Annotated in this window: 24 protein-coding genes; 21 read left to right on the plus strand and 3 right to left on the minus strand. The window is 62.2% G+C overall.

The window, feature by feature from the left end; all coding sequences use genetic code 11:
* Positions 1-11: 11 nt before the first annotated feature.
* The 5 genes from VUG52_RS08940 to VUG52_RS08960 all read left to right on the plus strand — a co-directional run bounded on the left by VUG52_RS08940 (position 12) and on the right by VUG52_RS08960 (position 3389).
* Positions 12-194: a hypothetical protein gene (locus tag VUG52_RS08940; RefSeq protein WP_331832721.1), complete on the plus strand. Its 183-nt coding sequence runs from the start codon at positions 12-14 to the stop codon at positions 192-194.
* Between the two features lie 212 nt (positions 195-406).
* A complete protein-coding gene (locus tag VUG52_RS08945; RefSeq protein WP_050706524.1) occupies positions 407-1849 on the plus strand; it encodes an aminotransferase-like domain-containing protein in 1443 nt (480 codons plus the stop codon).
* A gap of 62 nt (positions 1850-1911) precedes the next feature.
* Positions 1912-2388, plus strand: coding sequence for a hypothetical protein (locus VUG52_RS08950; RefSeq protein WP_050706523.1), 477 nt, complete (start codon positions 1912-1914; stop codon positions 2386-2388).
* 107 nt (positions 2389-2495) lie between these two features.
* A complete protein-coding gene (locus VUG52_RS08955) occupies positions 2496-2750 on the plus strand; it encodes a YkgJ family cysteine cluster protein (protein ID WP_023628900.1) in 255 nt (84 codons plus the stop codon).
* 33 nt (positions 2751-2783) lie between these two features.
* Positions 2784-3389 carry an START domain-containing protein gene (locus tag VUG52_RS08960; protein ID WP_050706522.1) on the plus strand — a complete coding sequence of 202 codons (606 nt, stop codon included), beginning with the start codon at positions 2784-2786 and terminating at the stop codon, positions 3387-3389.
* A 207-nt stretch (positions 3390-3596) separates the two neighbouring features.
* Here VUG52_RS08960 and gltA read toward each other — a convergent pair whose 3' ends face one another.
* Positions 3597-4886 carry a citrate synthase gene (gltA, locus tag VUG52_RS08965; protein ID WP_050706521.1) on the minus strand — a complete coding sequence of 430 codons (1290 nt, stop codon included), beginning with the start codon at positions 4884-4886 and terminating at the stop codon, positions 3597-3599.
* A gap of 352 nt (positions 4887-5238) precedes the next feature.
* Here gltA and sdhC point away from each other — a divergent pair, with 352 nt between their 5' ends.
* The 11 genes from sdhC to VUG52_RS09020 all read left to right on the plus strand — a co-directional run bounded on the left by sdhC (position 5239) and on the right by VUG52_RS09020 (position 19306).
* Complete coding sequence (gene sdhC, locus VUG52_RS08970; RefSeq protein ID WP_088852917.1) at positions 5239-5625, plus strand: succinate dehydrogenase, cytochrome b556 subunit; 387 nt, start codon at positions 5239-5241, stop codon at positions 5623-5625.
* On the plus strand, positions 5619-5987 hold the full coding sequence (gene sdhD / locus VUG52_RS08975) for a succinate dehydrogenase, hydrophobic membrane anchor protein (RefSeq protein WP_028690455.1): 369 nt from the start codon (positions 5619-5621) through the stop codon (positions 5985-5987). The genes sdhC and sdhD overlap by 7 nt, the downstream gene beginning before the upstream one ends.
* Positions 5988-5990: 3 nt before the next feature.
* Positions 5991-7763, plus strand: a complete 1773-nt coding sequence (gene sdhA, locus VUG52_RS08980; protein WP_028690456.1) for a succinate dehydrogenase flavoprotein subunit — start codon at positions 5991-5993, stop codon at positions 7761-7763.
* An 11-nt stretch (positions 7764-7774) separates the two neighbouring features.
* On the plus strand, positions 7775-8479 hold the full coding sequence (locus VUG52_RS08985) for a succinate dehydrogenase iron-sulfur subunit (RefSeq protein WP_028690457.1): 705 nt from the start codon (positions 7775-7777) through the stop codon (positions 8477-8479).
* A gap of 245 nt (positions 8480-8724) precedes the next feature.
* Complete coding sequence (locus VUG52_RS08990; protein ID WP_028690458.1) at positions 8725-11556, plus strand: 2-oxoglutarate dehydrogenase E1 component; 2832 nt, start codon at positions 8725-8727, stop codon at positions 11554-11556.
* Between the two features lie 42 nt (positions 11557-11598).
* Positions 11599-12825, plus strand: coding sequence for a 2-oxoglutarate dehydrogenase complex dihydrolipoyllysine-residue succinyltransferase (odhB, locus tag VUG52_RS08995; RefSeq protein WP_050706520.1), 1227 nt, complete (start codon positions 11599-11601; stop codon positions 12823-12825).
* Positions 12826-12917: 92 nt separating this feature from the next.
* Positions 12918-14354 (plus strand): dihydrolipoyl dehydrogenase, encoded by a 1437-nt coding sequence (gene lpdA / locus VUG52_RS09000; protein ID WP_028690460.1) that lies wholly within the window; start codon positions 12918-12920, stop codon positions 14352-14354.
* A 172-nt stretch (positions 14355-14526) separates the two neighbouring features.
* The gene (sucC, locus tag VUG52_RS09005; RefSeq protein WP_003254205.1) at positions 14527-15693 is read left to right on the plus strand and encodes an ADP-forming succinate--CoA ligase subunit beta; all 1167 of its coding nucleotides are present in this window, start codon (positions 14527-14529) and stop codon (positions 15691-15693) included.
* Positions 15693-16577, plus strand: coding sequence for a succinate--CoA ligase subunit alpha (gene sucD / locus VUG52_RS09010; RefSeq protein WP_004376004.1), 885 nt, complete (start codon positions 15693-15695; stop codon positions 16575-16577). Before sucC ends, sucD begins: the two co-directional genes overlap by 1 nt.
* Before the next feature lie 385 nt (positions 16578-16962).
* Positions 16963-18276: a branched-chain amino acid transport system II carrier protein gene (gene brnQ, locus VUG52_RS09015; RefSeq protein ID WP_331832736.1), complete on the plus strand. Its 1314-nt coding sequence runs from the start codon at positions 16963-16965 to the stop codon at positions 18274-18276.
* 280 nt (positions 18277-18556) lie between these two features.
* The gene (locus VUG52_RS09020; protein ID WP_050706518.1) at positions 18557-19306 is read left to right on the plus strand and encodes a DUF599 domain-containing protein; all 750 of its coding nucleotides are present in this window, start codon (positions 18557-18559) and stop codon (positions 19304-19306) included.
* Positions 19307-19373: 67 nt separating this feature from the next.
* Here VUG52_RS09020 and VUG52_RS09025 read toward each other — a convergent pair whose 3' ends face one another.
* Complete coding sequence (locus VUG52_RS09025; protein ID WP_050706517.1) at positions 19374-19649, minus strand: hypothetical protein; 276 nt, start codon at positions 19647-19649, stop codon at positions 19374-19376.
* A 136-nt stretch (positions 19650-19785) separates the two neighbouring features.
* Here VUG52_RS09025 and VUG52_RS09030 point away from each other — a divergent pair, with 136 nt between their 5' ends.
* The 4 genes from VUG52_RS09030 (at position 19786) to VUG52_RS09045 (ending at position 23557) form a co-directional block, all read left to right on the plus strand.
* Positions 19786-20262, plus strand: a complete 477-nt coding sequence (locus VUG52_RS09030; protein ID WP_262951339.1) for a PaaI family thioesterase — start codon at positions 19786-19788, stop codon at positions 20260-20262.
* Complete coding sequence (locus tag VUG52_RS09035; RefSeq protein WP_331832739.1) at positions 20259-20717, plus strand: PaaI family thioesterase; 459 nt, start codon at positions 20259-20261, stop codon at positions 20715-20717. Before VUG52_RS09030 ends, VUG52_RS09035 begins: the two co-directional genes overlap by 4 nt.
* Before the next feature lie 94 nt (positions 20718-20811).
* Positions 20812-22719 (plus strand): molecular chaperone HtpG, encoded by a 1908-nt coding sequence (gene htpG / locus VUG52_RS09040; RefSeq protein WP_050706514.1) that lies wholly within the window; start codon positions 20812-20814, stop codon positions 22717-22719.
* Between the two features lie 112 nt (positions 22720-22831).
* On the plus strand, positions 22832-23557 hold the full coding sequence (locus VUG52_RS09045) for a dienelactone hydrolase family protein (RefSeq protein ID WP_331832741.1): 726 nt from the start codon (positions 22832-22834) through the stop codon (positions 23555-23557).
* A gap of 95 nt (positions 23558-23652) precedes the next feature.
* On the opposite strand, the gene VUG52_RS09050 is transcribed toward VUG52_RS09045, so the two are convergent.
* Entirely contained in the window at positions 23653-24516 is an 864-nt protein-coding gene (locus VUG52_RS09050; protein WP_331832743.1) for a pirin family protein, read from the minus strand.
* Positions 24517-24625: 109 nt separating this feature from the next.
* Between VUG52_RS09050 and VUG52_RS09055 the strand changes: the two genes are divergently transcribed.
* Positions 24626-25633 carry an amidohydrolase family protein gene (locus tag VUG52_RS09055; protein ID WP_331832745.1) on the plus strand — a complete coding sequence of 336 codons (1008 nt, stop codon included), beginning with the start codon at positions 24626-24628 and terminating at the stop codon, positions 25631-25633.
* Positions 25634-25729 lie beyond the last annotated feature (96 nt).

Below are 25729 nucleotides of genomic sequence, written 5' to 3' on the forward strand. Positions count from 1 at the left end.
GACGGGCATCCATGCCCGTCACCTCCCTCCGCAAGGCCTGCGTTCGGCCTCCTGAAGTCGCGAAGGTACGGGCGGCGCCTGGGCTGGCGCAGCTGTCGCTAGCGGGGTATGGCGCTAGACTCCTGATCGGCAACGGCAACGGCAACGGCAACGGCAACGGCAACGGCAACGGCAACGGCAACGGCAACGTGTAACGTGTAACGGGTAACAGGCAACAGCGGGCAGCATCACCATTCTGTGCGTTCGTCGGCGCGCCGACTCAAACATTAATCGTTGCTCTGTCACGCAACTGTATTGTTGACTATCCTGCGATCTGTCCCAGTACACTTCGCAACTGTTACGGTATTCTGCCTCGGCAGTGAGTCACACAAGAATAACGACCCCGTCCGCGCTTCGAGAACACGCCATGACCAACCTGCTGCTGTACCAGCGTATTGCCCAGCAACTGGCCGATGACATCCGTCAGGGTGTCTACCAGCCAGGCGAACGGGTGCCGTCGGTGCGCAAGATGAGCGCCCAGCTCAATGTCAGCCACGCCACCGTGCTGCAGGCCTATGCCAATCTCGAGGACCAGGGCCTGATCCGCGCCCGACCGCAGTCGGGCTACTATGTCCACCAGACCCCGGCACTGACGGCGCAGACCCCGGATATCGCCCGGGTCGAGCGCCCTGGCCTGGTCACCCGGGCCAGCATCATCCAGCAGGTACTGGTCGAGGCGCGACGCGATGGCGTCTTTCCCTTCGGCGCGGCGGTGCCCCATGTCGACTACCTGCCCGTGCGCGCCCTGCACCAGCAACTGGCCAAGGTGACGCGCTTCCATAGCCCGCGTGCCTTCAGCTACATGTTCAGCCCCGGCTTCGAGCCGTTGCGTCGGCAGATTGCCATCCGCATGCGCGATGCCGGCGTGCTGGTCGATCCCCGCGAAGTGGTGGTGACCCATGGTTGTGTCGATGCCCTGCAAATGGCGCTGCGAGTCCTGACCCGGCCGGGCGACCTGATCGCCGCCGAGTCGCCTACCTACTATGGGCTGCTGCAACTGGCCGACCTGCTCGGGCTCAAGGTCATCGAGATCCCCAGTGACCCCTCCACCGGCATCAGCCTGGAGGCCCTGCAGCTGGCCGCCAACCAGTGGTCGATCAAGGCCCTGGTGCTGACCGCGCGACTGAGTAATCCGCTGGGTGGCACCATTCCCGAGGAACGACAGAAACAGTTGCTGCGCCTGGCCTCGGATTTCGACATCCAGATCGTCGAGGACGATATCTACGGCGAGCTGATGTTCGAGCAAGGGCGCACCAAGTCGCTCAAGGCGTTCGATCGGCTGGATCGGGTGATCTACTGCTCGAGCTTCTCCAAGACCTTGTCGCCGGGGGTGCGGGTTGGCTGGATGATCGCCGGGCGCTACCAGGACGAGATCCAGCGCCTGCAGACCTTCACCACCCACTCGGCGTGCAGCGTCACGCAGATGGCGGTGGCCGCCTACCTGGAGAATGGTGGCTACGATCGGCATTTGCGCTTCATCCGACAGGAATACCGCAAAAACCTCAGCGCTTACCAACTGGCGGTGCAGCAGCACTTCCCGGAAGGCACTCAGATGACCCGGCCAACCGGCGGCTTCATTCTCTGGGTCAGCCTACCGGGGCGGGTCAATACCCAGGAGCTGCATGTGCGGGCGCTGGAGCAGGGCATCAGCATCGCCCCCGGGCTGATCTTCAGCAATACCGAGCAGTTCAACCACTGTATCCGGCTTAATTGCGGCATTCCCTGGAATCGCGAGGCCGAGCGTGCAGTGATGACGCTGGGGCTGCTGGCCCAGCAATTGTGCCGGGAATCGAACGGCGTGCTGTTGTAGGCTTGTCAGACGAGTCGGGAACAGGGAGCATACGCGTTTTACAGCTTGCGCTCCTGGTACCCATGAACCTGCTTCGTCCTCTCGCCATCGCCCTGTGTTTCGCCTTGCCCTGGCTGTCGGTCGGTGCGGTGCAGGCTGCCGAACCGGCGGCCAAGGCGCAGGGTGTACACAAGTCGGTGAACAAGGCGTCCACCAAGGCCCCTGCCAAACCTCAGGCCAAGCCGGTAACCAAGGCGAAGCCCAAACCCAAACCGAAGGCCAGGTCTGTCAGCAAGTCCGTGGCCAAGCCGCTTCCCAAGCCGAAGATCGACCTGAGCCTGCCCAAGGACATGGTCAAGCATCTCGAGCCGGATCTTGGCGACGGGCCGGTGGTGCGCAAGCCGCTGCTGCCCTCGATGTTCCCCACCAAGCCCGAATCCGACAGCAGTCCCTTCCAGCTCAACGGCCGGCTGATCAGCAACGAAATGCAGTTGCAGTTGCGCAACGACAGTCGGCGGGACGTGGAAGGCGCGGCCATCGAATTCGAATTCCGCAACTGACTGCCGGGTCACGGCTGATTTCATCCGCTCGGCAATTTCAAACATATGTTTGAGCGGTTAGTATCCAGGGACGTTCGTCCCGTTTTGCTCCTGGGAGTCCTGTTGTCATGAAATGCCGCGAGGGCTGTGGTGCCTGCTGCATCGCCCCGTCCATCAGTTCACCGATCCCCGGTATGCCGCAGGGCAAGCCGGCCGGCGAACGCTGTCTGCACCTGAATGTCGAAAACCTCTGTGCGCTGTTCGGTAAGCCCGAGCGGCCGCAGGTGTGTGGCGGCTTCAAGGCGGAAGCGGACATCTGTGGCAACGATCGTGACGAGGCTATCCGCATCATCGGGTGGCTGGAGCAGATGACGGCGGCGTGACAGGTTGGATCTTCGACAACAAGGAACAAGATGATGAGATCGATCAAAGGTATTGCACTGCTGTGTGGCATGGGCGTGCTGCTGGCACCGACGGCCTGGGCCGAGAACTGGCAGGTGGCCAAGGACGAGGAGGGGATCAAGGTCTCCCTCAGCGAGGTGGCCGGCTCGAAGTACAAGGCCTATCGCGGCGTGACCGTGATCAAGGCGCCGCTGGCCAAGGTCAAGGCGCTGCAGGAGGACGTGGCGGGGGCCTGTGCCTGGATCCACGAGTGCAAGTCGCAGAAGCTGCTCAAGAGCGAAGGTGACCAGAGCTGGACCTACACCCAGTTCAATACGCCCTGGCCGGTGACGCCGCGGGATTCGATCCTGCATGTGACCACGGTCCAGGAGGCTGATGGCAGCCTGACCCGCAAGCTTCAGGAAGAGCCAAAGTATCTGCCGGAGGAAAAGGGCTTCGTGCGTGTCGCCCAGGTGGAAGGCTTCTGGAAGCTGGTGCCCAAGGGTGACAGCACCGAGGTGACCTACCAGGTGCACACCGAACCGGGCGGCAGCGTGCCGTCGTGGCTGGCCAACAAGTTCGTGGTCGATGCACCGTTCAATACCCTCAAGGGGCTGAAAGAGCGCGCCGAGAAGAACTAAAGGCTGGCGTGTTCCCTGTGTAGGAGCGGCCTTGTGCCGCGAAAGGGCTGCGCAGCGGCCCCGGCGATTTTGAGTCTGGCACGAGATCCTGGGGCTGCTGTGCAGCCCTTTCGCGGCACAAGGCCGCTCCTACACAGGGGAAGGGTATATAGGCCGGAACAAAAAAGGCTGCCCGAGGGCAGCCTTTTTGCGTTCAGCCTATGAAGCTTACTTGCGGTCCTTCAGGTCAACGATGTCACGCTGCTCGTAACCGGTGTACAGCTGGCGCGGACGGCCGATCTTGTACGGGCTGGAGAGCATTTCCTTCCAGTGCGAGATCCAGCCCACGGTACGTGCCAGGGCGAAGATCACGGTGAACATGCTGGTCGGGATGCCGATGGCCTTGAGGATGATGCCCGAGTAGAAGTCGACGTTCGGGTACAGCGAGCGCTCGACGAAGTACGGATCGGTCAGGGCGATCTCTTCCAGGCGCATGGCCAGTTCCAGCTGCGGGTCGTTCTTGATGCCGAGTTCGCTGAGGACTTCGTCGCAGGTCTGCTTCATCACGGTGGCGCGCGGGTCGCGGTTCTTGTAGACGCGGTGACCGAAGCCCATGAGCTTGAACGGATCGTTCTTGTCCTTGGCCTTGGCGATGAACTTGTCGATGTTCGAGACATCGCCGATTTCATCGAGCATGGTCAGTACGGCTTCGTTCGCGCCGCCGTGGGCCGGGCCCCACAGCGCGGCGATGCCGGCGGCGATACAGGCGAACGGGTTGGCGCCCGAGGAGCCCGCCAGGCGCACGGTAGAGGTGGAGGCGTTCTGCTCGTGGTCGGCGTGGAGGATGAAGATCCGGTCCATCGCCTTGGCCAGCACCGGGCTGATCGGTTTGATCTCGCACGGGGTGTTGAACATCATGTGCAGGAAGTTTTCCGCGTACGACAGGTCGTTGCGCGGGTACATCATGGGCTGGCCCATGGAGTACTTGTAGACCATCGCGGCCAGGGTCGGCATCTTGGCGACCAGGCGAACCGCGGAGATTTCGCGGTGCTGCGGGTTATTGATGTCCAGCGAGTCGTGATAGAACGCCGACAGGGCGCCGACCACGCCGCACATCACCGCCATCGGGTGGGCGTCGCGGCGGAAGCCGTTGAAGAACGACTTCAGCTGCTCGTGAACCATGGTGTGGTTCTTCACGGTGCTGACGAACTGGGCCTTCTGCTCGGCATTCGGCAGTTCGCCGTTGAGCAGCAGGTAGCAGGTCTCGAGGTAGTCCGACTGTTCGGCGAGCTGTTCGATCGGGTAGCCGCGGTGCAGCAGGATGCCCTTGTCGCCGTCGATGTAGGTGATCTTCGACTCGCACGAGGCGGTCGCCATGAAGCCGGGGTCGAAGGTGAAGTGGCCGGATGCCCCCAACCCGCGGACGTCGATAACATCGGGACCAACGGTGCCGGTTAAAATGGGCAGCTCGACGGGGGCAGCGCCCTCGATGATCAACTGCGCTTTTTTGTCAGCCATGTGGCCTCCTATTAATGCTTGAAATCATCAGACAGACCCCCCACGCAGGGCCCGCACCACTATAGAGGGATAAATTCGAATGTCAATTTGCCTAAAGGCTGGTTGAAACGCCCCCTGAAGCCTGGTTTTTCACGAAATTCTCGCCCGTTTACGCCTTTTGTTCACTAAAGGCAATGCGCTATTTGGGCGAGCCCCTCACGTTGTCATAAGCAGCCTAACTGTCTATACTCGGCAGCCGACTCCCAGGGGCTTTCAAGCCCGCCCTGCTGGGTGTCGTCGCTCTCCTGGGTGGTGGGTACCTGACCAGTACACTTACCAACAACTTTGCCCTGTTAGCTAGGGGCTCTTCAGTGTGAAAAAAGCCGTGAAAAGCCAACGACCTGTAAACCTAGACCTAAGGACCATCAAACTCCCGATCACCGCGTACACGTCCATTCTTCACCGTATCTCCGGCGTCATCCTGTTCCTCGGCCTTGCCATCATGCTGTACGCATTGAGCAAGTCGCTGGGTGGCGAGGAAGGCTTTGCCGAGGTGAAGGCGTGTCTGACCAGTCCGCTGGCCAAACTGGTGACCTGGGGCCTGCTGTCCGGCCTGCTGTATCACCTCGTGGCAGGTGTGCGCCACCTGATCATGGACATGGGTATCGGTGAGACGCTGGAAGGCGGCAAGCTGGGCTCGAAAATCGTGATCGTCATCTCCGTGGTGCTGATCGTTCTGGCAGGAGTTTGGGTATGGTAACTAACGTCACGAACCTGTCGCGTTCGGGCCTCTACGACTGGATGGCGCAGCGCGTCTCGGCGGTCGTTCTCGCGGCTTACTTCATCTTCCTGATCGGCTACCTCGCTGCCCACCCGGGCATCGACTACGCCCAGTGGCACGCTCTGTTCTCCAACAACGCGATGCGCATCTTCAGTCTGCTGGCCCTCGTTGCCCTGGGCGCTCACGCCTGGGTCGGCATGTGGACCATTGCCACCGACTACCTGACGCCGATGTCCTTCGGCAAGTCGGCGACTGCGATTCGTTTCCTGTTCCAGGCGGTATGCGGTGTAGCGATGTTCGCTTACTTCGTCTGGGGTGTGCAGATTCTCTGGGGTATCTGATTCATGGCTAACATTCCTACGATTTCCTTCGACGCCATCATCATCGGTGGCGGCGGCGCTGGCATGCGCGCAGCGCTGCAGCTGGCTCAAGGCGGCCACAAGACCGCCGTAGTCACCAAGGTGTTCCCGACCCGTTCGCACACCGTTTCCGCCCAGGGCGGCATCACCTGCGCCATCGCTTCGGCCGACCCGAACGACGACTGGCGCTGGCACATGTACGACACCGTCAAGGGTTCCGACTACATCGGTGACCAGGACGCGATCGAATACATGTGTCAGGAAGGCCCGGCTGCGGTCTTCGAGCTGGACCACATGGGCCTGCCGTTCTCGCGTACCGAGACTGGCCGTATCTACCAGCGTCCGTTCGGTGGCCAGTCCAAGGACTTCGGTAAAGGTGGCCAGGCCGCCCGTACCTGCGCCGCTTCCGACCGTACCGGTCACGCGCTGCTGCACACCCTGTACCAGGGCAACCTGAAAGCAGGCACCACCTTCCTCAACGAGTACTACGCCGTCGACCTGGTGAAGAACCAGGACGGCGCTTTCGTCGGTGTGATCGCGATCTGCATCGAAACCGGCGAAACCATGTACATCAAGTCCAAGGCCACCGTTCTGGCCACTGGCGGTGCCGGTCGTATCTACGCCTCCACCACCAACGCCCTGATCAACACCGGTGACGGTGTCGGCATGGCCCTGCGTGCCGGCGTGCCGGTGCAGGACATCGAGATGTGGCAGTTCCACCCGACCGGCATCGCCGGCGCCGGTGTACTGGTCACCGAAGGTTGCCGCGGTGAGGGTGGCTACCTGATCAACGCCCACGGCGAGCGCTTCATGGAGCGTTACGCGCCGAACGCGAAGGACCTGGCTGGCCGCGACGTGGTCGCCCGTTCCATGGTCAAAGAGATCATCGCCGGCAACGGCGTGGGCCCGAACAAGGACCACGTACTGCTGAAGCTGGATCACCTGGGCGAGGAAGTGCTGCACAGCCGCCTGCCGGGCATCTGCGAACTGTCCAAGACCTTCGCCCACGTCGACCCTGTGGTCGCGCCGGTACCGGTCATCCCGACCTGCCACTACATGATGGGCGGCGTTGCCACCAACATTCATGGCCAGGCCATCACCATGGACGCCGAAGGCAACGACCACATCATCCCGGGCCTGTTCGCCGTAGGTGAAGTGGCGTGCGTATCGGTCCACGGCGCCAACCGCCTGGGCGGCAACTCGCTGCTCGACCTGGTGGTCTTCGGCCGCGCCGCCGGCCTGCACCTGGAGAAGGCGCTGAGCGACGGCGTCGAGTACCGCGATGCCAGCGACACCGACATCGACGTTGCCCTGAACCGCCTGAGCAAGCTCAACGAGCGCACCACCGGCGAAGATGTCGCCAGCCTCAAGCGCGAGCTGCAGAGCTGCATGCAGAACTACTTCGGTGTATTCCGTACCGGCGAATACATGCAGAAGGGTATCGAGCAGCTGGCTGGCCTGCGTGACCGCATCGCCAACGTCAAGATCAACGACAAGTCCCAGGCCTTCAACACCGCGCGTATCGAAGCGCTGGAGCTGCAGAACCTGCTGGAAGTCGCCGAAGCGACCGCCATTGCCGCTGAAGCCCGTAAAGAGTCCCGCGGCGCGCACGCCCGTGAAGACTTCGAAGACCGTGACGACGAGAACTGGCTGTGCCACACCCTGTACTACCCGGGTGAGAAGCGCGTCGCCAAGCGTGGCGTCAACTTTGCGCCGAAGACAGTTCCTGCCTTCGAACCGAAAGTCCGGACTTACTAAGGGTGGCCGCTATGTTGCAAGTCGAAGTTTATCGTTACAACCCGGACACCGATTCGGCGCCGAAGATGCAGACCTTCCAGGTCGACACCGGCGGCAAGGATCTGATGGTCCTGGACGTGCTGGCGCTGATCAAGGAGCAGGACGAGGGCTTCTCGTACCGTCGCTCCTGCCGTGAAGGCGTGTGCGGTTCCGACGGCATGAACATCAACGGCAAGAACGGCCTGGCGTGCATCACGCCGCTGTCCGCTGTCGTAAAAGGTAACAAGTTGGTCCTGCGCCCGCTGCCAGGCCTGCCGGTTATCCGTGACCTGGTCGTCGATATGAGCATCTTCTACAAGCAGTACGAGAAGGTGAAGCCGTTCCTGCAGAACGACACCCCGGCCCCGGCCATCGAGCGTCTGCAGTCGCCGGAAGATCGCGACAAGCTGGACGGTCTGTACGAGTGCATCCTGTGCGCCTGCTGCTCGACCTCCTGCCCGTCGTTCTGGTGGAACCCGGACAAGTTCCTGGGCCCCGCCGCACTGCTGCAGGCCTACCGTTTCCTGGCCGACAGCCGCGACACCAAGACTCAGGAGCGCCTGGCGTCCCTGGATGACCCGTTCAGCGTGTTCCGCTGCCGCGGGATCATGAACTGCGTGAACGTTTGCCCCAAAGGTCTGAATCCGACCAAGGCAATCGGCCACGTACGTAACATGCTGCTGCAAAGCGGCACCTGATTCAAAGCGTTGTACCTGCAGTAAGCCGAGGTGCGGGTGGTGAGCCCGCACTGAGGTAAAACCCGAGCAAGGGCTCAAAAAGCCCGCGCTCATTACCTATGAAGATATGAGACCAGCAGGGGCTTCCGGGCTGGTACCCGGAAAATCAGCAGGATCCAGGTGGCGTGGTTCAGTCGCTGTGTTCGGACTTTTCCAGGTTTGCTGTGGCTCTCGCCGATCAGTCCCCTAACCGAGGGTGACCAAGCATGCAAGAAAGCGTGATGCAGCGCATGTGGGATAGCGCCCACCTTTCAGGTGGTAACGCTGCATATGTGGAAGAGCTTTATGAGCTCTACCTGCACGACCCTAACGCTGTGCCAGAAGAGTGGCGCACTTACTTCCAGAAGTTGCCCGCCGACGGCAGCACCGCTACCGATGTATCGCACTCGACGATCCGCGACCATTTCGTACTGCTGGCAAAGAACCAGCGCCGCGCCCAACCGGTATCCGCCGGGAGCGTGAGCAGTGAACACGAGAAGAAGCAGGTTGAAGTGCTGCGACTGATCCAGGCCTATCGTATGCGCGGCCATCAGGCTGCCAAGCTCGACCCGTTGGGGTTGTGGCAGCGTCCTGCGCCCGTAGACCTGTCGATCAATCACTACGGCTTGACCAATGCCGATCTTGATACGACCTTCCGTGCCGGCGACCTGTTCATCGGCAAAGAGGAAGCGAGCCTACGCGAAATCTTCGAAGCGCTGCAGAAGACATATTGTCGCACCATTGGCGCCGAGTTCACCCACATCGTCGATTCCGAGCAGCGCAGCTGGTTCCAGCAGCGCCTGGAAAGCGTGCGTGGCCGTCCGGAATTCTCCGCCGACGTGCAGGCTCACCTGCTCGAACGCGTCACGGCCGGTGAGGGCCTGGAGAAGTACCTGGGCACCAAGTACCCGGGCACCAAGCGCTTCGGCCTCGAGGGTGGCGAAAGCCTGATCCCGATGCTGGACGAAATGATCCAGCGCTCCGGCTCCTACGGCACCAAGGAAGTCGTGATCGGCATGGCCCACCGTGGCCGCCTCAACGTGCTCGTCAACACCTTCGGCAAGAACCCGCGCGAGCTGTTCGACGAGTTCGAAGGCAAGAAGATGAACGAGCTGGGCTCCGGTGACGTCAAGTATCACCAGGGCTTCTCCTCCAACGTGATGACCCCCGGTGGCGAAGTCCACCTGGCCATGGCGTTCAACCCCTCCCACCTGGAAATCGTCTCGCCAGTGGTGGAAGGTTCGGTTCGCGCCCGCCAGGATCGCCGCAACGACACCGTTGGCGACAAGGTCCTGCCGATCTCCATCCACGGTGACGCAGCGTTCGCCGGCCAGGGTGTGGTCATGGAAACCTTCCAGATGTCGCAGACCCGCGGTTTCAAGACCGGCGGCACCGTGCACATCGTGATCAACAACCAGGTCGGTTTCACCATCAGCAACCCGCTGGATGCGCGCTCCACCGAGTACGCCACCGACGTTGCCAAGATGATCCAGGCGCCGATCCTGCACGTGAACGGCGATGATCCGGAAGCGGTGATGTTCGTCACCCAGCTGGCCATCGACTACCGCATGCAGTTCAAGCGTGACGTGGTCATCGACCTGGTCTGCTACCGTCGTCGCGGCCACAACGAGGCCGACGAGCCGAACGGCACCCAGCCTTTGATGTACCAGCAGATCAGCAAGCAGCGCACCACCCGTGAGCTGTACGCCGAGCAACTGATCAGCGCCGGTCGCATCGACGCCGAGCGCGCCCAGGCCAAGATCGACGAGTACCGCAACGCCCTGGACAACGGCCTGCATGTGGTCAAGAGCCTGGTCAAGGAGCCGAACCGCGAGCTGTTCGTCGACTGGCGTCCGTACCTGGGCCATGCCTGGACCGCGCGTCACGACACCCGCTTCGACCTCAAGACCCTGCAGGAGCTGTCGGCCAAGCTGCTCGAGCTGCCTGAAGGTTTCGTCGTCCAGCGCCAGGTCGCCAAGATCTACGAAGATCGCCAGAAGATGCAGGCCGGTGGCTTGCCGATCAACTGGGGTTATGCAGAGACCATGGCCTACGCCACCCTGCAGTTCGAAGGTCACCCGATCCGCATGACCGGCCAGGACATCGGCCGCGGCACCTTCTCGCACCGTCACGCGGTGCTGCACAACCAGAAGGACGCCAGCACCTACGTGCCGCTGAAGAACCTGTTCCCGGGCCAGCCGCGCTTCGAGCTGTACGACTCCTTCCTCTCGGAAGAAGCGGTACTGGCCTTCGAATACGGCTACTCGACCACCACGCCGAACGCGCTGGTGATCTGGGAAGCCCAGTTCGGCGACTTCGCCAACGGTGCGCAAGTGGTGATCGACCAGTTCATCACCAGCGGCGAGCACAAGTGGGGCCGCCTGTGCGGTCTGACCATGCTGCTGCCGCACGGCTATGAAGGCCAGGGTCCGGAGCACTCCTCCGCGCGTCTGGAGCGCTACCTGCAGCTGTGCGCCGAGCACAACATCCAGGTCTGCGTACCGACCACCCCGGCACAGATCTACCACCTGCTGCGTCGCCAGGTCATCCGTCCGCTGCGCAAGCCGCTGATCGTGCTGACGCCGAAGTCGCTGCTGCGCCACAAGCTGGCCATCTCGACCCTGGAAGACCTGGCCGATGGCTCGTTCCAGACCGTGATCCCGGAAATCGACACCCTGGATCCTGCCAAGGTCGAGCGCCTGGTCCTGTGCGGTGGCAAGGTCTACTACGACCTGCTGGAAAAACGCCGTGCCGAAGGCCGCGAAGATATCGCCATCGTGCGTATCGAGCAGCTGTATCCGTTCCCTGAGGACGACCTGGTCGAGATCCTCGCGCCTTACACCAACCTCAAGCACGCAGTGTGGTGTCAGGAAGAGCCGATGAACCAGGGCGCCTGGTACAGCAGCCAGCACCACATGCGCCGTATCCTGGGCCGCCACAACAAGGCGCTGGTCCTGGAATACGCCGGTCGCGACGCTTCCGCCGCGCCAGCTTGTGGTTACGCATCGAAGCACGCCGAACAGCAGGAAAAACTGCTGCAAGACGCCTTCACTGTCTAACGCCTTCGCGCACCTGAAACCGAATTTAAGGAAACACAGATAATGGCTATCGAGATCAAAGCCCCAACCTTCCCGGAATCGGTTGCCGATGGCACCGTTGCCACCTGGCACAAGCAGCCGGGCGACGCCGTCAAGCGTGACGAGCTGATCGTCGACATCGAGACCGACAAGGTCGTCCTGGAAGTCCTGGCCACCGCCGACGGCGTGCTGGGCGCCATCGTCAAGGGCGAGGGCGACACCGTCCTGTCCGACGAAGTCCTGGGCTCGATCGTTGAAGGTGGCGCTGCCGCCGCAGCTCCTGCTGCCGCTCCGGCCGCTGCTGCTGCCCCGGCTGCCGCAGCCGCCGATGCTGGCGAAGACGACCCGGTCGCCGCTCCAGCCGCGCGCAAGCTGGCTGAAGAGAACGGCATCGACCTGGCTACCGTTGCCGGCACCGGCAAGGGCGGTCGCATCACCAAGGAAGACGTCGTTGCTGCCGTCGCCAACAAGAAGTCGGCCCCTGCCGCCGCACCGGCTGCCAAGCCGGCCGCTGCTGCCGCTGCCCCGGTCGTCGTCGCCGCTGGCGATCGTACCGAGAAGCGCGTGCCGATGACCCGCCTGCGCGCCAAGATCGCCGAGCGTCTGGTCGAAGCCCAGTCGAACATGGCCATGCTGACCACCTTCAACGAAGTCGACATGACCGAAGTCATGGCCCTGCGTTCGAAGTACAAGGACCTGTTCGAGAAGACCCACAACGGCGTGCGCCTGGGCTTCATGTCGTTCTTCGTCAAGGCTGCCACCGAGGCGCTGAAACGTTTCCCGGCGGTCAATGCCTCGATCGACGGCAACGACATCGTCTACCACGGCTTTGCTGATGTCGGCGTCGCCGTCTCCAGCGACCGTGGCCTGGTGGTACCGGTGCTGCGCAACGCCGAATCGATGTCGCTGGCCGAGATCGAGAACGGCATCGCCACCTTCGGCAAGAAAGCCCGTGACGGCAAGCTGTCGATCGAAGAGATGACTGGCGGTACCTTCACCATCACCAACGGTGGTACCTTCGGCTCGATGATGTCGACCCCGATCGTCAACCCGCCGCAGGCCGCGATCCTGGGTATGCACAACATCATCCAGCGCCCGATGGCCATCAATGGCCAAGTGGTGATCCGCCCGATGATGTACCTGGCGCTGTCCTATGACCACCGCCTGATCGACGGCAAGGAAGCGGTAACCTTCCTGGTGACCATCAAGAACCTGCTGGAAGATCCGTCTCGCCTGCTGCTGGACATCTAATCAACTAGCTGCGCGCCGCCGGCCCCGCTCTTCGCAAGAGGCGGGGCCGTGCGGTACGCGGCCTGTAGCTTGTAGCTGATAAGGAATCTTTTATGACCCAGAAATTCGACGTAGTGGTGATTGGTGCAGGTCCTGGCGGCTATGTTGCCGCCATCAAGGCTGCCCAACTCGGTCTGAAGACTGCCTGTATCGAGAAATACACCGACGCCGAGGGCAAGCTGGCCCTGGGCGGCACCTGCCTGAACGTGGGTTGCATTCCGTCCAAGGCGCTGCTGGACAGCTCCTGGAAGTACAAGGAAGCCAAAGAGAGCTTCAACGTGCACGGTATCTCCACTGGCGAAGTGAAGATGGACGTTGCCGCGATGGTTGGCCGCAAGGCCGGTATCGTCAAGAACCTGACCGGTGGCGTCGCCACCCTGTTCAAGGCCAACGGCGTCACTTCGATCCAGGGCCACGGCAAGCTGCTGGCCGGCAAGAAAGTCGAAGTCACCAAGGCTGACGGCACCACCGAAGTCATCGAAGCCGAGAACGTGATCCTGGCCTCCGGTTCGCGTCCGATCGACATTCCGCCGGCTCCGGTCGACCAGAACGTCATCGTCGATTCCACTGGCGCCCTGGAATTCCAGAGCGTACCGAAGCGCCTGGGCGTCATCGGTGCCGGCGTGATCGGCCTGGAGCTGGGCTCGGTATGGGCTCGCCTGGGTGCCGAAGTCACCGTTCTGGAAGCCCTGGACACCTTCCTGATGGCTGCCGACACCGCCGTGTCGAAAGAAGCCCAGAAGACCCTGACCAAGCAAGGCCTGGACATCAAGCTGGGCGCTCGCGTCACCGGCTCGAAAGTCAACGGCAACGAAGTCGAAGTCACCTACACCAACGCCGAAGGCGAGCAGAAGATCACCTTCGACAAGCTGATCGTCGCGGTCGGCCGTCGTCCGGTGACCACCGACCTGCTGGCTGCCGACAGCGGCGTGACCATCGACGAGCGTGGCTACATCTTCGTCGACGATCACTGCGCCACCAGCGTTCCGGGCGTCTACGCCATCGGTGACGTGGTGCGCGGCATGATGCTGGCGCACAAGGCCTCGGAAGAGGGCATCATGGTTGTCGAGCGCATCAAGGGCCACAAAGCCCAGATGAACTACGACCTGATCCCGTCGGTCATCTACACCCACCCGGAAATCGCGTGGGTCGGCAAGACCGAACAGGCGTTGAAAGCCGAAGGCGTTGAGGTTAACGTGGGCACCTTCCCGTTCGCGGCCAGCGGCCGTGCGATGGCGGCCAACGACACCGGTGGTTTCGTTAAGGTCATCGCCGATGCCAAGACCGACCGCGTACTGGGCGTTCACGTGATCGGCCCATCGGCTGCCGAGCTGGTTCAGCAAGGCGCGATCGCAATGGAATTCGGCACCAGTGCCGAGGACCTGGGCATGATGGTCTTCAGCCATCCGACCCTGTCCGAAGCGTTGCATGAAGCAGCGCTGGCGGTGAATGGCGGTGCCATTCACGTCGCCAACCGTAAGAAGCGTTAATTATAAGAAACCACGGCGGGCTGCCCGTCGTGGGTCTTGCGTGCAAGACTCACCGCGGAACGTCCGCCGGACCGGATCACACGGGAAAACCCGGGGTCAACGGTCACAGGTGGTGCGGCGCCAGTAATGGCGCAGCGCCGAAGCGCAGTACCTAACGAAGACGGTAAAAAGCATGAATCTTCACGAGTATCAGGGTAAGCAGCTGTTCGCTGAGTACGGCCTGCCAGTTTCCAAGGGTTTCGCTGTCGATACCCCTGAGCAAGCTGCAGAAGCCTGCGACAAGATCGGCGGGAACGAGTGGGTCGTCAAAGCCCAGGTCCACGCCGGTGGTCGCGGCAAGGCGGGCGGCGTCAAGCTGGTTCGCAGCAAGGAAGACGCCAAGGCGTTCGCTGCTCAGTGGCTGGGCAAGAACCTGGTCACCTACCAGACCGACGCCAACGGTCAGCCAGTTTCCAAGATCCTGGTCGAGTCCTGCACTGACATCGCCAAAGAGCTGTACCTGGGCGCTGTAGTCGATCGTTCGAGCCGTCGCATCGTGTTCATGGCCTCCACCGAAGGTGGCGTGGACATCGAGAAAGTCGCTCACGAAACTCCTGAGAAGATCCTCAAGGCCACCATCGATCCGCTGGTCGGCGCTCAGCCGTTCCAGGGTCGTGAACTGGCGTTCCAGCTGGGTCTGGAAGGCAAGCAGGTTCAACAGTTCGCCAAGATCTTCGTAGGCCTGGCCAAGCTGTTCAAGGATCACGATCTGGCCCTGCTGGAAGTGAACCCGCTGGTGATCAAGGCCGACGGCGATCTGCACTGCCTCGATGCCAAGATCAACATCGACGCCAACGCCATGTACCGTCAGCCGAAGCTGAAGACCTTCCACGACCCGTCGCAGGACGACGCCCGTGAAGCCCATGCCGCCAAGTTCGAACTGAACTACGTCGCCCTCGAAGGCAACATCGGCTGCATGGTCAACGGTGCCGGCCTGGCCATGGGTACCATGGACATCGTCAACCTGCACGGCGGCAAGCCAGCCAACTTCCTCGACGTGGGCGGCGGCGCTACCAAAGAGCGCGTTACCGAAGCGTTCAAGATCATTCTGTCCGACAGCAATGTCGCGGCCGTTCTGGTCAACATCTTCGGCGGCATCGTTCGCTGCGACATGATTGCCGAAGGCATCATCGGCGCTGTGAAAGAAGTCGGCGTCAAGGTTCCGGTTGTCGTTCGCCTCGAAGGCAACAACGCCGAACTGGGCGCTAAAGTACTGGCAGAAAGCGGTTTGAACATCATTGCGGCAACCAGCCTGACCGACGCTGCTCAACAAGTTGTCAAAGCTGCGGAGGGCAAGTAATGAGCGTCCTGATCAATAAAGACACCAAAGTCATCTGCCAGGGCTTCACCGGCTCGCAGGGTACTTTCCACTCCGAACAAGCCATCGCCTACGGCACCAAGATGGTCGGCGGCGTCACCCCGGGCAAGGGTGGCACCACCCACCTGGGCCTGCCGGTGTTCAACACCGTGAAAGAAGCCGTAGAGGCCACCGGCGCTGACGCGTCGGTCATCTACGTACCGGCTCCTTTCTGCAAGGACTCGATCCTGGAAGCCGCCTTCGGTGGCATCAAGCTGATCGTCTGCATCACCGAGGGTATTCCTACCCTCGACATGCTGGACGCCAAGGTCAAGTGCGACGAGCTGGGCGTGACCCTGATCGGCCCGAACTGCCCAGGCGTGATCACTCCGGGCGAGTGCAAGATCGGCATCATGCCGGGTCACATCCACCTGCCAGGCAAGGTCGGTATCGTTTCGCGCTCCGGCACCCTGACCTACGAAGCTGTGAAGCAGACCACCGACGCCGGCTTCGGCCAGTCGACCTGCGTCGGCATCGGCGGTGACCCGATCCCGGGCTCCAACTTCATCGACATCCTGAAGCTGTTCCAGGAAGACCCGAAGACCGAAGCGATCGTCATGATCGGCGAGATCGGCGGTTCCGCTGAAGAAGAAGCCGCGGCCTACATCAAGGCCAACGTGACCAAGCCTGTCGTTTCCTACATCGCCGGTGTGACCGCACCTGCGGGCAAGCGCATGGGCCACGCTGGCGCCATCATCTCCGGTGGCAAGGGCACTGCGGACGAGAAGTTCGCCGCCCTGCAGGACGCCGGTGTGAAAACCGTGCGTTCCCTGGCTGACATCGGCAAGGCCCTGGCCGAGCTGACTGGCTGGGAAGTCAAGAAGTAAGTAACACGCAGTACCCCCCACGCGCACAAAGGCCACCTTCGGGTGGCCTTTGTCGTTTTTCCTGGCGATCAGCGGCCGTTCCCACACCTGGGAAAATTCGATCACCTCAATCAGGTTTTTCAACCAGACATCTACCCAAATGAGCAATAAATTGTCGCCTAACACGTTCAACCAGACGACAAACACATACGCACATCGGACAAGCAGCACTGTGCCAGTGCGTTTGTCGGGCAAAACAGGTAGGCTACGCGTTCACTCTGTGCCCGTACCCCAAAAGGGAACGACACGCTAAACGGGTCTGGCTCACCAAGCCGGGCAGCATTTCCCTTCATCCTATGGGAAATCCCCTCCGACTCCCGATTTCAGCAGTGTGGTATTTCCTTAAATGAAAGTGTTAAAAGGCCAGGATATCCTGGCGCTTGGCTTTATGACGTTCGCGCTGTTCGTCGGCGCCGGCAACATCATCTTCCCGCCTATCGTCGGCCTGCAGTCCGGTCCGCACGTATGGATGGCCGCACTCGGCTTCCTGGTCACCGCCGTGGGCCTGCCGGTCATCACCGTGGTCGCCCTGGCCAAGGTCGGTGGCGGCATGGACGCCCTGAGCAGCCCGATCGGCAAGTTCTTCGGTGGCCTGCTGGCGGCCGTGTGCTACCTCTCGGTCGGCCCGCTGTTCGCCACTCCGCGTACCGCGACCGTGTCGTTCGAAGTGGGCGTTGCGCCGCTGACCGGCGAGAGCCCGACCGCGCTGCTCATCTACAGCATCGTGTACTTCGCCGTGGTCCTGGCCGTATCCATGTACCCAGGCAAGCTGCTCGATACCGTGGGCCGTTTCCTCGCGCCATTGAAGATCATCGCCCTGGCGGTGCTGGGCATCGCCGCCTTCGCCCTGCCGGCCGGCACCATTGGCGAGGCCCAGCCTGCCTATGCCGCCGCCGCGTTCTCCAAAGGCTTCTCCGATGGCTACCTGACCATGGATACCCTGGGCGCCCTGGTCTTCGGTATCGTCATCGTCAACGCCATCCGCTCGCGTGGCGTCGAGTCGCCGAAACTGATCACCCGCTATGCCATCATCGCCGGCCTGATTGCCGGTGTCGGCCTGGTGCTGGTGTATGTCAGCCTGTTCCGCCTCGGCGCTGGCAGCCATGACATTGCCGCCGATGCCACCAACGGCGCGATGGTCCTGCATGCCTATGTGCAGCACACCTTCGGTTCCCTGGGCAGCGGCTTCCTCGCCGTGCTGATCGCCCTGGCCTGCCTGGTGACCGCCGTTGGCCTGACCTGCGCCTGCGCCGAGTACTTCAGCCAGATCCTGCCGCTGTCGTACCGCACCCTGGTGGTGATCCTGGCCGGCTTCTCGCTGGTGATCTCCAACCTGGGCCTGACCAAGCTGATAATGTTCTCGATTCCCGTGCTGACGGCGATCTACCCGCCGTGCATCGTGGTCGTGGGCCTGAGCTTCGTGAAGGACCTGTGGAATTCGCCGACCCGTATCCTGGCCCCGGTCATGCTGGTGTCGCTGGTGTTCGGCGTTGTCGACGCGATCAAGGGCAGCAGCTTTGCCCACGTACTGCCTGACGCCTTGGCTCACCTGCCGTTCAGCAGCGAAGGCATGGCCTGGCTGGTGCCTTCGGTGGCTACCCTGGCCGCCGCCGTGGTCTTCGACCGCATGCTGGGCAAGCCGCGCGAGGCGCTGGCCTGATGGATTGAAGCCCGAAGGGCAGGGCGCCGGCCACAAGCCGAAGGGCGCCTGACCAAGGTGGATATCGAAACCCCGCTTCCTGTGAAGGAGCGGGGTTTTTTATTGCCTGTGCCGGCCCTTTCGCAGGTAAACCCGCTCCCACAGGCACCGTGCGATCCCTGTGGGAGCGGGTTTACCCGCGAAGAGGCCGGTGCAGGAAAACCAAAAAATGGCGCACATGTGTCTTATGGCGAATCCGGGCGTCGAAAACCGGTCTGTTTCTCTTTGACGGGATTCCTGCATGAGCTTCATCCAAAACAACCTGGGCAACCTCCTGGCCGCCTGCTGGTTCGCCATCTGCTGGGGTGGCTACACCCGCTACGCCATCTGGAAGGGGCGCGACACGGCCTGCCTGGCCAGCGTGCTGCACCTGTACCGCGAGGACTGGATGCGGCGCATGCTGCTGCGCGACAACCGCATCGCCGATGCCAGCGTGATCGGCAACCTCGAGCGCAATGCCTCGTTCTTCGCGTCCAGCACGCTGATCATCCTCGCCGGTATCCTCACCGTGCTCGGTGCGTCGGATCGCGCGCTGTCGCTGCTGGCCGACCTGCCACTGGTGCAGCAGGCCTCGCAAGGCATGTCGGAAATCAAGCTGTTGTGCCTGGCGATGGTGTTCGTCTACGCCTTCTTCACCTTCAGCTGGTGCATGCGTCAATACAACTTCGCCGCCGTGCTGGTGGGCTCGGCGCCGATGATCGGCGAGCGCCTGGTCAACGAACTCGAGCGCAAGGCTTTCGCCTCTCGGGCCGCACGAGTACTGTCGCTGGCCGCCAACCAGTTCAACCTGGGATTACGTTCGTATTACTTCGGCATGGCCATGCTGAGCTGGTTCATCAGCCCCTGGTTGTTCATGGTCATGAGCGTGGGCGTGGTATTCATCCTGTATCGCCGCGAGTTTCATTCCCATGTACTGGAAGTGATGGTGTTCACACCGACCGAAAGTGTCTCGGTCGAGGCAGGCAAGGAAACTTCCGGTATTACCAGCTGAAGCCTTTCAGCGTTAAGCGCCAGGTACAAAAAAACCCGACATTGTCGGGTTTTTTTGTGCTGCGCGATTACTGCTTGGCAGGCTCGGCAGGCGCAGTGGTCGGCGCTGGAGTGGTCGGCGCGGCTTCCTCGGCGGCCTTCTGCTGCGCTTCGGCCTGATCTTTGGCGGCTTCGGCGTTTTCCTTGGCGGCTTCGTTCATCTTATCCTGAGCTTCGCCCATCTTCTCCTGGGCTTGCTCGGCGTGTTGCTGTGCGTCCTGGGCTTTGTCTTCGCTCGCTTTATCGCAAGCAGCCAGGCCCATGGCAGCGGCCAGCATCAGAGCAAAAGCAAAAGGTTTACGCATGGGGTGTTTCTCCTGGGTGGAATAACTTTACTTGTACCTTCGAGTTCACCGGGTACGAATAAGTTCCACAAAGGTTACAGATATATAACTGCCCGACCTATATGGACTTTTTATCCATTTTATGAAGCGAGGGACAATGAACGAGACGCCATTGATGGCGATGGCCGAGCGTTTTCTCTCGGCGCTGAAACATTGCCAGGTATTGCAGATGCGCGTGCATCACGCCGATACCGACGGCATGACGCTGGTGCTGCCCTGGTCGCCGGCCATTGTCGGCAATCCGCAGAACGGCGCGGTGCACGGCGGCGTGCTGACCACGCTGATGGACACCACCTGCGGCATGGCCACGCTCTGCGCGCTGCCGCGCTTCGAGGTGTGCCCGACCCTGGACCTGCGCATCGACTACATGCACCCGGCCGAGGCAGGCAAGGATATCTACGGCCATGCCCAGTGCTACCGGGTGACCCGCGATGTCATCTTTACCCGTGGTACCGCCTATCAGGATGACCCTGCGCAGCCGATCTGCCAGGTGGTCGGCACCTTCATGCGCCTGGGGCAGGACGTCAAGGGCGGCATCCGCTTCGGCAACAGCCTCAAGGAGGGCCGCGCGTGATTCCCGCCGACATCCGTCAACAGCTGAACCAGGCCCACGCGCGGGGCGACTACCAGCCCCTGCTGGCGTTGATCCCGTATGCCGGGCTGATCGGCATAGAGTGCGAGCGTCAGGGCGACGACCTGCTGTTCCGTCTGCCGGCCAACCCCGACAACATCGGCAATCCGCTGCTGCCGGCGATCCATGGCGGCGTCATCGCCGGCTTTATGGAGCTGTCCGCGGCGCTCTACCTGCTGATCTACAGCGAGAGCGCGAGTATTCCGAAGATCATCGATTTCTCCATCGACTACCTGCGCGCCGGGCATTTTCGCGACACCTATGCCCAGTGCCAGTTGTGGCGCCAAGGCCGGCGGGTGACCAACGTCGCCATCACCGCCTGGCAGGGTGCTCGCGACACGCCGATCGCCACGGCGCGCGCGCATTTCAAGATCGAACCGGAAAAGCCCTTGAAATAGTCAGGGCTGCCCCCATCTGTTGGACATCCGCCATCAAAAGCAGGCCAGACGGCCGCCAGGCGCCAACAACCAACAGATTGGAGTTTTGAAGACCATGAGTGTGGAGACTCAAAAAGAAACCCTGGGCTTCCAGACCGAGGTAAAGCAGCTGCTGCACCTCATGATCCATTCCCTGTATTCGAACAAGGAGATCTTCCTGCGCGAGCTGGTCTCCAACGCCTCCGACGCCGTCGACAAGCTGCGTTTCGAGGCCCTGGCCAAGCCTGAGCTGCTCGAAGGTGGCGCCGAGCTGAAGATCCGCGTGAGCTTCGACAAGGCCGCCAATACCGTGACCCTCGAGGACAACGGTATCGGCATGAGCCGCGAAGACGTCATTGCCCACCTGGGCACCATCGCCAAGTCCGGCACCGCTGACTTCATGAAGAACCTCACCGGTGACCAGAAGAAGGACTCGCACCTGATCGGTCAGTTCGGCGTGGGCTTCTACTCCGCGTTCATCGTCGCCGACAAGGTCGATGTGTTCAGCCGCCGCGCCGGGCTGCCGGCCGCCGAAGGCGTGCACTGGTCGTCCAAGGGCGAGGGTGAGTTCGAAGTTGCAACGATCGACAAGCCAGAGCGTGGCACCCGCATTGTCCTGCACCTGAAGAAGGGCGAGGACGAGTTCGCCGACGGCTGGCGCCTGCGCAACATCATCAAGAAATACTCCGATCACATCGCCTTGCCGATCGAACTGCCGAAAGAACAGGCAGCGGCCGCCGAAGGTGAAGAGCAGCCGGCGCAGGAGTGGGAAACCGTCAACCGCGCCAGCGCCCTGTGGACCCGTTCGCGTACCGAGATCAAGGACGAGGAATACCAGGAGTTCTACAAGCACATCGGTCATGACTTCGAGAACCCGCTGGCCTGGACCCACAACAAGGTCGAAGGCAAGCTCGAATACAACTCGCTGCTGTACGTGCCGGCCCGTGCGCCGTTCGACCTGTACCAGCGCGAAGCGCCACGCGGCCTGAAGCTGTACGTGCAGCGCGTGTTCATCATGGACCAGGCCGAGTCGTTCCTGCCGTTGTACCTGCGCTTCATCAAGGGCGTGGTCGACTCCAACGACCTGTCGCTGAACGTTTCCCGCGAGATCCTGCAGAAGGATCCGATCATCGATTCGATGAAGACCGCGCTGACCAAGCGCGTGCTGGACATGCTGGAAAAGCTGGCGAAGAACGAACCCGAGCAATACAAGGGCTTCTGGAAGAACTTCGGCCAGGTGCTGAAGGAAGGCCCGGCCGAGGACTTCGCCAACAAGGAGAAGATCGCCAGCCTGCTGCGCTTTGCCTCCACCCATGACGACAGCGGCGAGCAGAGCGTCGCCCTGGCCGACTACCTGGCCCGCGCCAAGGAAGGCCAGGACAAGATCTACTTCCTGACCGGCGAATCCTACGCCCAGGTCAAGAACAGCCCGCACCTGGAAGTCTTCCGCAAGAAAGGCATCGAAGTGCTGCTGCTGACCGACCGCATCGACGAGTGGCTGATGAGCTACCTCAGCGAGTTCGATGGCAAGGCCTTCGTCGACGTCGCCCGTGGCGACCTGGACCTGGGCAAGCTGGACTCCGAAGAGGACAAGAAGGCCCAGGAAGAAGTCGCCAAGGACAAGGAAGGCCTGGTCGAGCGTCTGAAAGGCGCGCTGGGTGACAGCGTGGCCGAAGTGCGTGTCTCGCACCGCCTGACCGACTCGCCGGCGATCCTGGCCATCGGCGAACAGGACCTGGGCTTGCAGATGCGCCAGATCCTCGAAGCCAGCGGGCAGAAGGTGCCGGAGTCCAAGCCGATCTTCGAGTTCAACCCGACCCACCCGCTGATCGAGAAGCTCGATGGCGAGCAGAGCGAAGACCGCTTCGCCGAGCTTTCGCACATCCTGTTCGATCAGGCGGCCCTGGCGGCCGGCGACAGCCTGAAGGATCCGGCGGCCTATGTGCGTCGCCTCAACAAGCTGCTGGTCGAGCTGTCCGCTTGATCTGACGCAGACAAAGCCCGCTTCGGCGGGCTTTTTCATTTCTGGCGGGGGCAAGCCCGCTCCCACGAATACATCTATCATGTGCTGACCCGTGAAGCCCAAGGAGAGCTGAATGAGCAAGGTCATCGTCGAATCGCTGGTCTATCACCTGTCAGGCAAAGCCTACGAGAGCCGCCTGGTCTACACCCAGGGCGCGCTGCCGCAGCCGGGGCTGGTGATGGCGCCGAACTGGATGGGTATCGGCGAGGGCGCCGAACGTATCGCCAAGGAAGTGGCCGAGCAAGGCTATGTGGTGTTGATCGCCGACCTGTACGGCCAGTCGGTGCGCCCGTCCAATGCCGACGAGGCGGGCGCGGCGATGATGCCGCTGAAGAACGATCGCGCCGAGCTGCGCAAGCGCATGCAGGAGGCGCTGGCGCAACTGGTGGGGCAATCGAAGGCCTTGCTGGAGCCCGGCAAGGTGGCCACCTTCGGCTTCTGCTTCGGCGGCTGCTGCGCCCTGGAGCTGGCCCGTACCGGCGCTGATCTGAAGGCGGCAGTGTCATTCCATGGCACCCTGGATACGCCGAACCCCGAAGATGCCAAGCGTATCAAAGGCTCGGTATTGGTCCTTCATGGTGCCTCTGACCCGCTGGTGCCCAAAGAGCAGCTACCGGCCTTCGAGGAGGAGATGAACGCCGCTAAAGTCGACTGGCAGTTGCTCAGCTACGGCGGTGCGGTGCACTCGTTCACCGACCCGAACGCCAATGTGCCGGGCAAGATGCAGTATGACCGGCGTACGTCGGAGCGGGCGTTCAGATCCATGCACAATCTGCTGACTGAAGTCTTCAGGGGCTGAACCGGCCCTATCGCGGGGCAAGCCCGCTCCCACGACAAGGTGCGTTGTAATGGCTCTTGTGGGAGCGGGCTTGCCCCGCGATGGGTTTCCTGTAGTCAGCGCGGTAGTTCGATCCGCCCGCTTTCTCCCGGCACCACTGGCCATTCCCCAGCCGCCCAGCGCGCCCGAGCCGACTCGATCAAGGCCGGATCACTGGCCACGAAATTCCAGTTCATCCGCCGCGGCCCATCCAGCGGCGCGCCGCCGATCAGCACCAGTTGGCACTCATCCTCGGCATACAAGCTCACGGCTTCGCCCTCAGGCAGCACGACCAGGCTGCATGGCTCGACTTCCTCGTCATCCAGCATCAACTCGCCTTCGAGCAGATACAGCGCGCGCTGTGCATGTTCCGGCGGCACGATCAGTGTGGTGGCCGGATGCATGCGCACATGGGCATAGAGCGTGGGGGAGAGCACGGGCACGGGGGACTCCAGGCAGAAACCTGTGCCGGCAATCATGCGGATCTGCACGCCCAGGCTGTCGCTGAGCGGGAGGCTGGCCGCCGGGTGGTGGCTGTAGCTCGCCGGCCCTTGTTCGGCGCTTTGCGGTGAGGCCAGCCATACCTGCAGTCCATGCAGGCGCGAGCCTTTGCGAAACACTTCTGTCGGCGTGCGCTCGACATGCGCCACGCCTGCGCCGGCGGTCATCCAACTGACATCGCCCGGCTGTACATGCTGGTCCGAACCCAGGCTGTCCTTGTGCTGGATTTCACCCTCGAACAGGTAGGTGAGGGTGGACAGGCCGATATGCGGATGCTGGCGAATGTCCATGCCATGCCCCGGCGCGTAGTCGGTTTCCAGCATATGGTCGAAGAACACGAAGGGGCCGACGCTGCGGCACTGCGCCGAGGGCAGCGGGCGCAGGATCGGCTGGCCCTCGACCGATTCGGCACGTGGGCGGATGACCAGGGGACTGCTCATGGCAAAACTCCTTGAGGGATGCCTGCAAGCATAGCGTTTCGCCGTCCGTGGCTGAACCGTCGCAGGCGCTGCCCGGTCTACTCTTGCGGTACCGGCAAAGGAGGCTCCGATGATCGCCCGCACACTGGCTTGCCTGCTGTTGAGCGCTAGCCTGCTCGACACCGCGCAGGCCCGCGACTACCGCTACAGCGACGCGCACCTGCACTATGTGGACTTCTTCCAGGAAACCGAGGGCATGCCGGCGCTGCTCAAGGCCATGGACGCAGCTGGGGTCGAGCAGTCGATGATCTCCGGCATCCCGGTGGCCAAGAAGTGGCACGAGGACGAACCCAGGCGCCCGCGCTATTATGCCGGGGACGACGCCGACGCCTACTGGTACAGCGCCACTGACCTGTATGTCGCTGCCGCGTTGCAGAAGCTGCCAGCGGAGCAACGCCGTCGCTTCCATCCGTTCCTCAGCGGCTTCAATCCGGTGGACAAGAACGCCGTCAGCCATATCGAACGCATGCTCGAGCTCTACCCGGGGTTGTGGCAGGGCATCGGCGAGGTCTTCACCCGCCATGACGACCTCACCGCCCTGACCAGCGGCGATACGCCGCGGGCCAACAATGAAGCCATGACCCGCATCTACCACCTGGCCGCCGAGCGCGACCTGCCGGTGCTGTTGCATTCGAACCTCACCTCCAAGCGCGAACGCAACCCGCTCTACCTGGCCGAGATCGAAGAGCCGCTGCGCAATCACCCGCATACCCGTTTCATCTGGGCCCACGCCGGCAGCAGCCTGGAGATCCACCGGCACCAGGAGCAGATGGATTTTCTCCTGCCGGTGCTGACCCGGCTGCTGGAGGACTACCCGAACCTGTATGTCGACCTGTCCTGGAGCGTCCTCGAGCCCTACCTGCTCGACCCGCAGGGTGCACCGCGTCAGGACTGGGTGGCGTTGGTCGAGCGCTTCCCGCAGCGCTTCATGCTCGGCTCCGATCTTGTGGGGCGCTTCGACAGCCTGGGTGAGCAGATGCACGCTTTCGACCCCTTCCTCGATGCCTTGCCGGCAGGGGTGGCGGAGCAGGTGAGTCGGACAAATTTTCTTAATCTGCTGCCAAAAGCGGCGAAGTAGCGCGTTTTAGCAGTAGATAGCTTTTTGATATCGCCTTTTCGTCTTACGCAATTTCCAGGCGGCCCGATACCTTCATTAAGCGACGGAACAACGCTT

Source organism: Pseudomonas sp. LH21 (assembly GCF_036549575.1).
GTDB lineage: Bacteria > Pseudomonadota > Gammaproteobacteria > Pseudomonadales > Pseudomonadaceae > Aquipseudomonas > Aquipseudomonas peradeniyensis.